At 39.6% G+C, this 13,053-nt stretch carries 14 protein-coding genes and 1 pseudogene; 7 read left to right on the top strand and 8 right to left on the bottom strand.

Features of this window, described 5'->3' with window-relative positions:
• Positions 1-450: a TMEM165/GDT1 family protein gene (locus G4P69_RS03550; protein ID WP_208341470.1), complete on the bottom strand. Its 450-nt coding sequence runs from the start codon at positions 448-450 to the stop codon at positions 1-3.
• A 549-nt stretch (positions 451-999) separates the two neighbouring features.
• Here G4P69_RS03550 and G4P69_RS38985 point away from each other — a divergent pair.
• On the top strand, positions 1,000-1,143 hold the full coding sequence (locus G4P69_RS38985) for a hypothetical protein (protein WP_243902361.1): 144 nt from the start codon (positions 1,000-1,002) through the stop codon (positions 1,141-1,143).
• Positions 1,144-1,213: 70 nt separating this feature from the next.
• Positions 1,214-1,381, top strand: a pseudogene (locus G4P69_RS38980) (DUF4351 domain-containing protein); the annotation flags it as partial.
• A gap of 48 nt (positions 1,382-1,429) precedes the next feature.
• Here the strand turns inward: G4P69_RS38980 and G4P69_RS03540 are convergent.
• The 3 genes from G4P69_RS03540 to G4P69_RS03530 form a co-directional block, all read right to left on the bottom strand.
• Complete coding sequence (locus tag G4P69_RS03540; protein WP_208341469.1) at positions 1,430-1,714, bottom strand: type II toxin-antitoxin system ParD family antitoxin; 285 nt, start codon at positions 1,712-1,714, stop codon at positions 1,430-1,432.
• A gap of 385 nt (positions 1,715-2,099) precedes the next feature.
• Positions 2,100-2,834, bottom strand: coding sequence for a PDDEXK family nuclease (locus G4P69_RS03535; protein ID WP_208341468.1), 735 nt, complete (start codon positions 2,832-2,834; stop codon positions 2,100-2,102).
• 177 nt (positions 2,835-3,011) lie between these two features.
• Positions 3,012-3,362, bottom strand: a complete 351-nt coding sequence (locus tag G4P69_RS03530) for a YkgJ family cysteine cluster protein (protein ID WP_208341467.1) — start codon at positions 3,360-3,362, stop codon at positions 3,012-3,014.
• A gap of 131 nt (positions 3,363-3,493) precedes the next feature.
• Between G4P69_RS03530 and psb30 the strand changes: the two genes are divergently transcribed.
• A complete protein-coding gene (psb30, locus tag G4P69_RS03525; protein WP_208341466.1) occupies positions 3,494-3,616 on the top strand; it encodes a photosystem II reaction center protein Ycf12/Psb30 in 123 nt (40 codons plus the stop codon).
• 52 nt (positions 3,617-3,668) lie between these two features.
• Here psb30 and G4P69_RS03520 read toward each other — a convergent pair whose 3' ends face one another.
• The 4 genes from G4P69_RS03520 to G4P69_RS03505 all read right to left on the bottom strand — a co-directional run bounded on the left by G4P69_RS03520 (position 3,669) and on the right by G4P69_RS03505 (position 10,061).
• A complete protein-coding gene (locus tag G4P69_RS03520; RefSeq protein WP_310834058.1) occupies positions 3,669-5,840 on the bottom strand; it encodes a single-stranded-DNA-specific exonuclease RecJ in 2,172 nt (723 codons plus the stop codon).
• Positions 5,841-6,209: 369 nt separating this feature from the next.
• Entirely contained in the window at positions 6,210-6,968 is a 759-nt protein-coding gene (locus G4P69_RS03515) for a class I SAM-dependent methyltransferase (RefSeq protein ID WP_208341465.1), read from the bottom strand.
• Positions 6,969-6,976: 8 nt separating this feature from the next.
• Positions 6,977-8,200, bottom strand: a complete 1,224-nt coding sequence (locus tag G4P69_RS03510) for a Gfo/Idh/MocA family oxidoreductase (protein ID WP_208341464.1) — start codon at positions 8,198-8,200, stop codon at positions 6,977-6,979.
• 109 nt (positions 8,201-8,309) lie between these two features.
• On the bottom strand, positions 8,310-10,061 hold the full coding sequence (locus tag G4P69_RS03505) for a hypothetical protein (protein ID WP_208348493.1): 1,752 nt from the start codon (positions 10,059-10,061) through the stop codon (positions 8,310-8,312).
• Here G4P69_RS03505 and G4P69_RS03500 point away from each other — a divergent pair.
• The 4 genes from G4P69_RS03500 (at position 10,060) to G4P69_RS03485 (ending at position 12,770) form a co-directional block, all read left to right on the top strand.
• The gene (locus tag G4P69_RS03500) at positions 10,060-10,494 is read left to right on the top strand and encodes a hypothetical protein (protein WP_208341462.1); all 435 of its coding nucleotides are present in this window, start codon (positions 10,060-10,062) and stop codon (positions 10,492-10,494) included. The two genes, G4P69_RS03505 and G4P69_RS03500, sit on opposite strands and share 2 nt — an antisense overlap.
• 256 nt (positions 10,495-10,750) lie before the next feature.
• The gene (locus G4P69_RS03495) at positions 10,751-11,644 is read left to right on the top strand and encodes a shikimate dehydrogenase (RefSeq protein ID WP_208341461.1); all 894 of its coding nucleotides are present in this window, start codon (positions 10,751-10,753) and stop codon (positions 11,642-11,644) included.
• A gap of 147 nt (positions 11,645-11,791) precedes the next feature.
• Positions 11,792-12,256, top strand: a complete 465-nt coding sequence (locus G4P69_RS03490) for a Tse2 family ADP-ribosyltransferase toxin (RefSeq protein ID WP_208341460.1) — start codon at positions 11,792-11,794, stop codon at positions 12,254-12,256.
• Positions 12,240-12,770 (top strand): hypothetical protein, encoded by a 531-nt coding sequence (locus G4P69_RS03485; RefSeq protein WP_208341459.1) that lies wholly within the window; start codon positions 12,240-12,242, stop codon positions 12,768-12,770. Before G4P69_RS03490 ends, G4P69_RS03485 begins: the two co-directional genes overlap by 17 nt.
• Positions 12,771-13,053 lie beyond the last annotated feature (283 nt).

The raw sequence follows: 13,053 nt of genomic DNA, 5'->3' as shown, positions 1-13,053 counted from the left end.
TTAACCGAGGAATACATCGCAAAACAGCAGTACAGAGATCAACAGCAATACCGTCCCTGCTGCTTTTTCCACAATCTTAGGAGACAGACGGCTAGCTATCCAATTTCCTAAAACCACACCTAAAAAGCTGGTGGTTACAAGCGCAGCAGCAGATCCTAGAAAAACTACCCAAGGAGAATGGGATTCTGCACTCATTAATAAGGTTGACAGTTGAGTCTTGTCACCAATCTCAGCTAGAAAAATAGTGCAAAACGTAGTTACAAAGACTACTGCTGCTGATTGCTGCTTTTGAGGACGCTCAGTTGTTGAAGAGAGATCTAGGGAAGGTTGCTCGTTGAGATCAGCAGCCTCTTCAAGAGTTAAATTCGAGTCAATATCGTCTTTTAGTTCTGGCTTGCTCTCAGACTGATAGTTACCAGTAAGGCTCAAAGGTGCATAATCAAGTTTCACAGGCAGTAGTTCTGTTACTAAGTTGTTTTCATATTCTTCTCATTTTCTCAGTTTTTTTAACAAATTGCAACTCTTTGTTGTTGGGCGATTGCCACTGTAAGCATAATATGAGCAATAAGTAAAGCCGTTTCGCGAAAAATACAAACTATGTAAACTTTTGTAAAATAGATTGAAAGGTTTGTAGTTGCGCTAAAGCGCACTAAAGTGAGCCAGTGTGCTGGGACTCATATCTTGCACCAATAAAATGGTAAATATAAATGCTACCGCGACGATACTGATTGGGTGACTGCATTTAAATTAGCCAGGGATTATAAATCCCTGTCTAAAAGCTAAATTCCTCTAGAAGAGGAATGGAAACCAATGTTTGATAGTTCAATCTTCGATACTTTTGTGGCGTTAATTCAGTATTTATATTTAAAGGTGCAAGATCTGAGGGGAGCCTTCCCGTATAGTAGCAATCGACGTGCAACTACGAGCCAATGATGACTTATTGACACCAATCTACTTCTTATTAAGTAACCAAGCAGTGCCTACGAAGAGGTAATGACTATGAGTAAACTCGATGTTGAGGAGAAAGAAATACTTGAGTCCTTTGAAAAGGGCGAATGGGAATCGCTGGGAGATCCAAACCGTCTTACCCAACTGCAAGGGTATGCCAAAGCTACTCTTGCTAAAGATAAGCGAATTCGTTAAAATACTCCTATTGGAGGATGCTATGCGCAAATCTGTAATTTATCAAGACATTCAGTAAGAAAAAGCATTATCGATTGTAATGCGACTCCTTCGTCATAAAGTTGGAACTGTTCCACCTGCAGAGGTATTGAAAATTCAAGCTTTAGAATCAACGCAGTTGGATGATTTAGCAGAAGCTTTGCTTGATTTTAATAGCTTGGCTGATTTAGGAGCTTGGTTAGCGCAAAATCAAGTTTAAATCGGGTAAGTATATAGCAAGTGCGGGGAATAGAATCATAGCGATCGCCTAATTAAAATTTATGGCTGATGATATTGAAGCATCAGACTTCTCTGCAATCTTACGTATTTTTTCTTGCAAACGAGCAAAAACTATCTCACCATCTATAACTCGTCCTTGTGCAATTCGTTCCGTTCCCACTGCAATTTTTTGCTGCAATTCTGACAGCCTTTTTTCTCTTTCTTCTAATAACTTAAAGGCTTCGTTGATAACATCGTCAGCATTCTCATATCGACCACTTGCCATTTGTGCTTGAATAAATTGTTCTTGTTCGGGCTTAAGTTGAATGTACATATTTTTTACCTTCAGATAATTAATACTATCACAGTTAAAAACCAGAACGCTGTTAATTACTATGGGGTAAATCTTCCCCAGCCTTCTGGTATTTCCTCACTTTTGGGAAAACTGACCTAATTGAGTGGAAACACAGCTTTTCTCACCTCAAATCTTGCACCTTTAAATATAAATACTGAATTAACGCCACAAAAGTATCGAAGATTGAACTATCAAACATTGGTTTCCATTCCTCTTATAGAGGAATTTAGCTTTTAGACAGGGATTTATAATCCCTGGCTAATTTAAATGCAGTCACTGGTGTTGTTCATGCTAATTAGCGATTTACGCAAGGCTAGGCTTTGGGGAGTATCCTTTGACTTTAAGTATATCTAATTATCTTTTTCTATTCAAATGGTGGTAGATTATTTGGGTCAATACCCTGAGACTGTAAATAGGCAATTAGCCTTTGTTTCTCCTGACGTTCCTGTTCAATTTGTTCCACAGCCCAAGGTAACAAATTACCGCTCTTATCCCACCAGCGTAACCAATAACCAGTCCTCCCTTCTTTTGTTCCTTGCCATGTTCCTAAATATAAGCCCATCCGCTCTACCCAATGACGACCATTCTCGTCTGGTAGCTTTAATTTATAGTGTTCGCCTTCAAGTTGGTGATATTCCAACAATCCCCCATCGGGTGAAAAGATTATATAGATAGGTACTTGCAATATCTGTTCATAAAAAAACCATCTTCCTGGCGGGTAGGTACGTTTGACTGAATATTCTCCTCCATCTATATCTGAGAGAAATTCTATGACAATTAATGGGATTTCTCCTTCTAAAATTGGTGTGTAACTTTTGCGATTACTGATAACTTCCCTGACTGATGGAACATAAACCCAGTCTGGCACTTTAATCACCAATTGCTCATTGACTGTTGCACATATTCCAAAGTTAGAAGCGATTAACATTTGTGGTTGGATGAAACCACTGATTTCTAAGCTTTCGCGCAAAGCACCAGCCAACAAGGGCTGACTTGTATTCTCCACTGGTTCATCCTCTAGTTGAAAATCTTTAGGTAGAGCTTCCCATTTTATGATCAGTTCAGTTTGGGGTTTGGTTTCGCTGAGTCGGCTTGTCATATGTAATTTAAAATACCCTATGGGATTTTGTGACAAAATTTAGAAACCAAGTTATGAAGAAGAATTCAGGAGTCAGGAGTCAGGAGTCAGCATGAATTCTGTATTCTGGATCGTTCTTTTTTATGATAAGACAATCTCAACTTGGTTAAACCTCATCTACAGCGATTAGCTCCCTAATTACAAGCCAACTGCTTTGTCAAAGTGCTGCATTTCTTGACTTTGATCGCCATAGACCCCCTCTATTTGCTGATGACAGCACTCGATCGCAAAATCATTTAAGTCTTCAGGTTGAATACCGTACATATCCTGAAATACCTCTGCTTCTACCCGACAAAAACGTGGGCGATTTGGGTAGATGCGACACTCTCGCGAGTCGTGGTCAAAATTCACACACCATCCACCTTCCCCTACCATACCTAAAAATATTTCTAATTCTTCTTTAGATAGATATTCATGCAAGTCTGGACGATCTGCTGGATCGAGATGACAACAGGCTCCACATTTTTTTACACATTGCCAAGTCAGCATAGATTAATCCCTTTGTATTCTTTCTTATAATTTTGTTAAGTAAATTAAATTTTGCGGACAATTGCCAGATATGATGAATTTTAAGTTTGGCATTTCTGTTATTTAATTTTTTAAGACTATTGGGAGGAAAAATGTTTGAAGCGTTAGGTAGCGTCAATTGGGAAGTTATTTTCCAGCTAGTCTCTGTTGCATTAATCATGTTAGCTGGTCCAGCTGTCATTTTCGTACTCGCATTCCGCAACGGAGATCTTTAATACAGCGAGGTGTTAGTGGTTATTGGTTAGTACAACAAGCAACACATAACAACTAACACCTGATAGATTCTAAAGCTTGAAGCGCAGCCTGGATAATACCGTCGTATTGAGGGAGAAAAACATCAATTTGTTTGGCGTCCTCACGATTGGTTCCTAGTAAACCGATACTTTCTCCTGGCTGAACAGCTAAAACTTTCCCTTCAGAATTTTTAATTCTCAATTCTGGGGAAGAACCGTTGTGATAAATACCACAAGTATATTGGCGCTCATTGTGCTTGAAAGTGGTTTTCAATGGAGTTGGTGGTGAAGTAAAAAACAGATGTGACTGAGTTGGAAGCCTAAGACCTACCAACTCTAACTCGATAGTGGTGTTACCATTAAAGTGATTTTCTCTAAGCTTGTAAGCAATATCGACTCGCGATGGAAGGGGAAAATAGTCTCGCCAACGCCACGCGATCGCCTTAATTTTGTACCACTGATTATCAATACTTTGCGCAACCGTCAGTTTTAGATGCGCCTTGCCAACAATTTCCTGTTCAGCGACTTGGACATTGGGTGTCCAAAAAACAGGATCAGGGTTGTCAATTCCACAAGGTTCTAAGACGTTAAGCTTTTGATAAAGCTCTTGATTGATTTGGTCTAAGCTTACTTGGGTATCGATTTTAAGCAGTGGTTTGAGGTGTTGCACTTCAAGTGACTTGTTAGCGAACTCACTTAGGCGCGATCGCAATGCTAATAGATTTTCTGCTGGAAGAGAAAACCCACCGGCGGCTTTATGTCCCCCAAATTTACCTAATAAATCGCGACAATATTCCAAAGCCCCAAACACATCAAATTCTGGAATTCCTCGTGCAGAACCCCGAACATGTTGACTAACATTAACCGATGACGTATCCGTTTCACCTGTTGTTTCGTAAGTACCAATAAACACTGGGACACCGTAGCGTTCCACTAAGCGAGAAGCGACGATACCAATAACGCCGTGATGCCAGTTATGTTCTACAATAACCAAAACACGGTCTTGCTGTAGAGATTTAAGGTACAATTCCTCCACAATCGCGATCGCTTCTTGTTCAATTTGCGTACACATCTCTTGGCGCTGTCGGTTAATAGATTCGCACTGCATTGCTCTTTCCAGCGCTATCCCCATATCATCCGTAGTCAGCAATTCTATCACAGTCTGGGGGTTCCCAATACGCCCAATCGCATTAATTCGGGGACCAAGCCGAAACCCAATATCCTCCGGCTTTAACGATTTTACCTCTCGTGAATTCCCTACCGAACCAACCAATTTATCTCCCTTGCTCCTCTGCTCAAGAGCTCCCCTGCTCCTCTGCTCCCCTGCTTCCCCTGCTTTCCCAACTCCCTGCACCCCAGCCACTTGAATCAACGCTTGTACTCCAGCTAACTTGGATTTAGGTAACTGCTGTAAACCCCGTTTCACCCAACGCCGGTTCACACCAATCAAGGGAGCTAAATCTGCAATAGTTCCTAGTGTAAAAAGTTCCAGCATTTGACTTACTATACCTTGAGTCTGTCCCATTTGTTTTGCAAGGGATACTGCTAGAATATAAGCAACACCAACACCAGCAACACCTCGGTAAATAGAAGATTCTGGAATCAGTTTGGGATTGAGGATGGCGTTAGCCAATGGCAATTGTGGGGGAATATCGTGGTGATCGGTGACAATAACTTTTAACCCAAGTTCTCTAGCTAGAGCAATTGGTTCCAATGCTGAGATGCCATTATCTACAGTGAGAATTAATCTTACGCCTTCGCTGTAACATTGTTCAACAATGCGCTTATTAATCCCGTAACCCTCGTGCATCCGACTGGGGATATCATACTTTACATCAGCACCTAACCACTGGAGACTGCGCAACAGTAGAGCAGTGCTTGTCATCCCATCAGCGTCGTAGTCGCCACAAATGACAATTTTTTCTTGGGAGGCGATCGCATTTTCCAACAATTCTATACTGATCGCCAAATCAGGAAATTCATCAAGTGGAGAAGGTAAAGTGACAATCTCTGGATTGAGGAACATTTGCGCTTCTGCTACCGTTTGAATACCACGATTGATCATGAGTTGGCTGATGATAGGCGACAAATTCATTGCTTGAGCCAACTTTTGCGCTAGTTCTGTTTTCTGTGCGTAAATTTGCCATCGTTGATTTGGTAATCTTTGACGGTTACGAAAAGGTTTAGGTGTTGGTTGCTCTGGCACAATAAGAATTCAAGTTAGTGACTGAATGTTTTTACTAAGTCAACGTTTTTAATCCTGTTTTGTTTCTCTCGTAAAACAATAATCAAAGCTAAATTTTGAAACTTTGATTGAATAGAGGTTTGATGCTTTATTTTATAAAAAAATAGAATTCATGGGAAATTAAAGCTACTTAATAGTTTGGGCTATCGCATCTTCCAAGATCCTAAATTAGGATTAAGTAAAGCTATTTAACCCCTTGTTGACAAGGGCTGTAGCCGTTGTTTTTACTTTAATCTCCAATAATTTGGAATTTACTGAATTTGCTGTCAGGCTATATACCGCAAGTAAATTGGTAATTAACTGAGATGCTATTGTAACGATTGTGAATAGTCAGGGTTGGGGCGGTAACATACTGATGTTACTGAATTTGAGCCCACGAATGTAAAGAACAAGGCTTGTTTGCAGATCTGTATAATGAAGCCAATAAAGTGGCCATAACTTTCCTTCACGAGATGAGCGGTGTAAATACTCTGTTACTCCAGCCCAATGAGCAGGTTTTCCATAATCATGCCAAAGGATAATAGCTTTCTCATTGGCAATAGAAAGAGCCAGTTGAGTGTCATTTTCAACATAAGCGAATGAATGTGAGCCATCGATAAAAATGAGGTCAAACTTATCGCTGAAGTCATTGGCATTAAGATTCGCTGTATCTGCCTTAATTTGTATAATTCGATTAGCCGTTGCATGACCTTCGAAAAGAAGCTGCGGCTCACTTACTGGAAAATAACGTGCATTCCATGCATCCGAGTTTAGACGAGGTCGTTGACCATCTGGAAGGTTGATAGTAACTAACTGTGCATCATCATCTAATTGAAGAGCTAAGTTGTGCGATGTCCAACCGTGAAAAGTTCCAATTTCAAGAATTCGCTTAGGTTGGAGCCAACGTGTGAGAACTGCAAGAATTGTCAGTTCTAGATGAGAAATACCACCATTTTCAATCATAGCACCTACTTCGAGTGGTACAAACTGATGGTCTAAATTGGGAAATAGTTGAAATAGATGTTCGTATCCGATTTCATATGGTCCGGCAAATTCCGAGTTACGTGGATCTATATCTAGAGGATATAAAAGTTTTGAGGGATATTTCATTGCTATTCCTATGCTTTAATTCTTGGGAGATTATAAGGTGTCTCCCACAAAAATCCTAGATTGTTGTCTGCACCAAGGGAATTGGCTAAAACTTTAGCACTTAAACCTTTTTCGTAAAGTTCAGGACGGAAGCGTTGACTGAACTCATATATCTGAGCATTAAGCATAAATCCTTCTGTGTATACTTTTTGAGGAAAAGGTATGGCAGAATTTTCTAGCATTTCACTCAAAATGAAAAATTGGGTAGCGTAAGGAGTAGGATCAGATAGCTGGTACTGAATTTTGTAACTCTTTGTTTCGACAGTCAGTACAGTACTTGAGAAATCTATCACCATTTCTCCTCCCTGACATTCCAATTTTAGCCAACGCTGATGAGATTTAGAGTGTAGGTACTTAGCAGCAAAAATAATAGCTGAGATCTCATCAGTTTTAAGATGTACGAGATTAGCTGTGTCTTGGGGAAGTTGATTATTAAACATGGATGAGATTTCATTAACGACTCCTCTGTAACTTTGCAAAATAGTAAATCTTCGTGAGGCATTCTTAAAACCAACAGAAACAAGACAGGTTAAGTGAAATAATGTTTCCCAAGTATTTCCCCCTGCTTCAGGTGTAAGTACCCAACTCCTATTATCTAAAGAACCTGCAAACCCAACACTTTCCAAGATACAAGCCACCAATTTCTGGGGTAAGCCAAGTTCCTTGTGTAATTCACTAAGCAACTCAGGTTCAATTATAGGCTCTATCAAGTCTATGTAGGGCTTTACATGAAAATCAGGACAGCAGAAGATAAGGTATGGGAGTGCTTTCTCAATCAGGTAGTAAGAAAGAAGGAAATACGATTGATTTATTTGATCTGTTAAGGATTCAAAAATTGCATACTCTTCCTGTGAGTTTGTTAGAGGTTTTTCAACCGCAATAAGACGAAATTTACCTAGCATCTGAATGGCATAGGGAATATGGAACTGCACAGGCGTAGCAATTATAACTACTGCACTTGGGGGAACTTCCTGAATTATCAGATGTACTGCTTCGGAAACTGATCGAGGTATCTGCGTGTATACTGCACTAGGAAACTTTTGCAGTGTAAGTGAAACTTCACTTACTGGAAGGATGTCATAAATCCAACTAACTCTAAATCTTGATAAGTTTCTAGTTGCCGCCAGACCAAGTGAATATCGCTCACGAACAACTTCTCCAGCACCTATTATACATAGATCTATTATTTCCATTGAAAAATAACACGCAATAAATGGACGTATTTACTACACTGGTAGATTAGTACACTAAATCATAATAACCTAGGTGCAGGTAAATAAACTTAAAATAAGGTCGATTAAATTAATCCAGTGGCTTTCTAACACATCTTATAATTGATTGTTTAGCTAATTCTAGTCTTTGGAGTGAAATTAATATTTGATGTGCGATAGATCTAATAATTTCCTGAGACCTAGTATAAGTCGGTATAGAAATACTATTGTTCGATATTATCGAAGCTCCATCACTCAAGATAGAAGGGATTTTCTCACTGATATCTTTGATAGAACGCTTAATAATTACCCTGTCTTCTCTCTTACGATATTTAGTCACTTGTTGCGTAGCATCAATAAGTTGTGGAGCCCATTCATCTCTTAATATAGATAAAAATGCATCTAGCTGTTCTTCTTTACTTAAAGTGTAAGTAAGATAGAGTTTTCTAAGACTAGCCATAAAACCTTGATGTTTTCTTATTTCTAGTATTTCTTCAAAACTTAGTTTATCAATTGCCACAGCCCATTTCTTAATATCATTAACAGGACTTATACTCAGCCAAATGTCCAGTTCTTTCCATAATTCTATTATTTTCTGATTAGATATATTTACTCCAGTATTAGGCAATACTGATATTTGACCGTAACCTTCATAATTATCAAAATAACAAGATTGTCGAACAGCAATAAGATTATTTTTTATTGAATTCCAGGCAGATGGAACAAATTTTTGTATTTCGCTTCTGCTAATTTTTTTATTTTCAATTTGATCCAAAAAATTAACTAACTCTTTTCTACCTTCAAAATCAACATCTTTGTCTAATATACTTTTTACTTCTTCAAAGAATCTAGTGTGTCTACTTGATGGTGTTTTTATCGATGACGCTTTTTCAAACATAAAACTTATTGAAGGTAAAGCTTCTGTTAATGCATTTAAAGAAAGTGAATTTGCATAATTAGAAATTGTTATCGATTTTGATTCTTGTCGAAGATTACTGAGTACCAAATCTACTTGATCATTATTAATACGATCAATCCATGCCGTCCTTAAACACGAGGGATTGTTAATGCGTTTTCCATCGCTTCCAGCAAACCATGTCCGAAATATAGCATCTAGTTCTGTTTCATCATTAATTCCTTGTGTTTTTTCATGCTTAGCAATCACAAGAGTTGTCTTATTGTTTTCTAAAGAATGAGGAGAAGAAAGCAAAACAGTTTTCAGACCTTCGGAGACAGTAATAAGATTCCAAAGACCAGGATTATCAAAGAAATATCCTCCTGGTATAAGAATATGCACATTCATCAAAAGATGAAGTTTCAATTGACACTCTAGGGCATATATAAACTTTCTGTATCTGGCATGATTATACATTACTGCATATTCGGGATCTGCATAGCAAGGAAATCCAGCTGTTGGTCCTAGCTGGGTTAAGGACTTTGCAGTAGGAACAGTACGTTGGCTTTGGTCTTGCCCAAGATTAATAGTTGTATGGTGATTATTAACTGTATTCGTTTGGGTAACATTCAAGTTTCCTTCAGCAATCCCTCCGATTTGACTATGAGACAGGTTACTGTCGCTAATGCTTAACGATTGGGAAGATTTTTCCTCTGTCATCACTGTATATCCTATAGGTATATTGCCAAACACATCATTAACGCTCTGTGCTGATGTTGGGATAGAGTATGGTAACTTTTTTAGTGTATATGTTACATTAAAAATGATTTTACTGTATAGTTTCGAAGCATAAGTTTCATGAAATTCTAAATTCCAAGGACGATTTGGAACTTTTTTAAGGCTCGTTTGTATACAGTAACCATTAACCTTATCAGAGAAAGCAGCCATGTCAGAAGAAAAGTCGCCCCAGTCTTTTACCATTAGTGGAGGACAACTCTCCAATGCTCAAATTGCAGGTCAAGCTGGTCGCGATTTGAAGGCGACCCAAAATCAGCATCTCAACCAAGCTGAATCTGAAAAGCTACTGACGCAAGAGGACTTAGTTCAATTAATTAGCCAAATTGAAGAACTGTTTGGCATCTCAGGGCTACCGGAGACGCAAATCAAAAAATCACTCAAGCATATAGAATCTGCAAAAGAAGAGGTACAGGAAAAAGAACCTGATAAAGACTTTGTCGCAAAGAATTTGCAGAAAGCTATGAAAGCCCTCAAAGACACAAATGAAACTGTTGAAGCAGGAACGAATCTCTGGGAGAAAGTTCAGCCCATTATCACCAAGCTTTTACCATGGTTAGGGGTAGCAGCAAACTTCTTTAGCTAAAACGGGCTTTTTGATGATCAGCGAATGGTCGACTAGATCCCAATCAGCAATTAAACATTTCTGAGGATGCTTCCCTTGAAAGCAGCCAAACTAATCCACGAGTAGGACGGGAGATGAGCGGGGCTGAAAATGATCAACCAGGAAGGAAATATGTTCCAAAGCATAACAATATAGATAGCTTTAAATACAACAGAGACAAGCATTTTGTAAAGTGCCCTTACAAAGTCAAAGTTTCGGATAATATCGGGTTAATATTATGCATATCACGGGAAAAACGAAACTGTTAGGAGTGATTGGGTATCCAGTAGAACATTCGCTGTCACCAGTGATGCATAATGCAGCACTCAGTGCGTTGGGGCTAGATTATGTCTATGTTCCGTTCCCGATAGAACCACAAAATTTACAAATAGCTATTCAAGGTTTTTCTTCCATTAATATTCTAGGGTTTAACGCCACGATTCCCCACAAGCAGGCGATAATTCCTTTATTGTCAGAAATAGACCCCATTGCCAAGTCTGTAGGAGCAGTTAATACTGTTAGTTACAAAAATAATAAGTGGATAGGAACAAATACTGATATAGAAGGATTTCTCTCTCCCTTGCAAACAACATATAACCAAGATTGGAGCCAGAAAGTAGCAGTGATTTTAGGTAATGGTGGCGCAGCGCGAGCGGTTGTTGCAGGGTGTAGTCAGCTAGGTTGTGCTGAAATTCATGTAGTTGGGCGCAAGAGGTCGAATTTACAACAATTTCGTGATAGTTGGGGTAATTCCTCGTTAGCAGTTAATCTCCACGTCCATACATGGGATTGGTTACCAAAGTTGATTCCACAAGCAAACTTGTTGGTAAATACAACCCCCATCGGAATGCATCCTAAAGTTGAAGAGTCGCCGTTAAGTGCAGAGGAAATCGCACAGCTACCACCAAGAGCGATCGCCTACGATTTGATATATACTCCTAGCCCAACCAAATTTTTACAACAAGCACGGCGGGTTGGTGCGATCGCCATAGATGGACTAGAAATGCTTGTTCAACAAGGCGCAGCGGCATTAAAAATCTGGTTGGAACGCGACACTGTTCCTGTAGACATTATGCGTCAAGCACTGCAAGAAAAATTCAAAATTCAAAATTCAAAATTCAAAATTAATTAACGAAGATAGGGATCTGGTAGTTAATGCTGCCTATGATATTGTATTTTTTGTTCAGAGTCAAATCATTGATGGGAGCAAAAACCTGATGTGCTTATATTATCGTGCAGTTGTCGCAGCAGTACTCCAAGATAAAACTCACATACCCTAATGACACGACTTTACTACAGAGGGATGGCAGAGTCAAACGGTAAACCAAAATTAGGTCGTAGCGCTCGTCTTCTGGGTATTAGACCTGGGGTTGATATTGACGTAGCTTACATGCCAAAGGGTTGGCTAGACGAACAAGGCTATTTACGCCCTTCTTCGTCACGAAATGATTCAGGAGCGATCGTAGAAATGGCGCTCAGAAATACGAAAGGGATGTCCACATCCTTATCTATCGAAGGATTGCCTCTTTTCCGAAAACCCGCAGCTTTTGGAGGAATAGGCAAAGATTCCCTCTGGCAGATTGAAGACTGCCATATCACTGGAGACCTAGAGGCAGTTCAGGACAGCGCTACACACGTTAGTATTATGCCAAGGGCTACAATGCCCCTAGAAAAGTACGAGGCAGCTTTAGCAAAAACTCAGGATTATTGGGAAAAGGTGAATTCAGATGGCATGGGTATTTAGTCTATCGGCAGAGTGTGGTCAAGACCAAGATGCAGCAGAACGATTCTCTAACCATTTTAAGTCTATTTCCTGGGTGCTATCGAATGGTTTTCAATCCCAATGTTTTACAACAATTTTTCAAGACATTGACTCTAACTGGTGGTGTCGAGTATGTCCTAACGGTATAAGTGAGCTTGGCATTGAATCGCCCGACTCAGCTTACTTAATGACGGAGTTAGGTATTTTGCTATATCAACACTTACATTTACCCTCAGCTCCGTCCTTCCGGTATGCATTAGTTGGAGTAGAGGTTGATGAATTTAGAACCTACAGCGAATTGCTCAATGAGTCTCCTGATTTACGGTTTCCAGGATTGGTTTTATCTGATAGAATCTGGCAGGCAATAGCGTCACCATCAAGATTTAGACCTTTTAGAGCGGGTTATGTTTGGCAACCCTACGAAGGTGAAGTATATAAGCCACTTATGGTATCACCCACTTTAAAAGAGCAGATGAACCGTTTATTAGTTGCGTAATTGCCAACTGTGAGTACTAGAGTTCTGGATTTCTGGTAACTTGTTTGCTCCGACAGTTTGATTTGAGGAAAAAATTTGGTCAAAGAATTTCCTTAGGCGAGTTGGTTAAAAAGAGGGAGCAGGGAGCAGGGAGCAGGGAAAGACAATTGGAGTTGTTGCGTGGAACCGATTGGTCAGAGTGCAGGGAGTATCGGGTTTGCCATATAATCCCCCGCTTCCTCTGCCCGGAGGGCAGGTCAAATAGAACAAAAACGACAACAATATCAGCTTTAGGTAGTATTAA

Source organism: Aetokthonos hydrillicola CCALA 1050, assembly GCF_017591665.1.
GTDB lineage: Bacteria > Cyanobacteriota > Cyanobacteriia > Cyanobacteriales > Nostocaceae > Aetokthonos > Aetokthonos hydrillicola.
The sequence above is the reverse complement of the archived record's forward strand: the minus strand, read 5'-3'. Positions and strand labels throughout refer to the sequence as shown.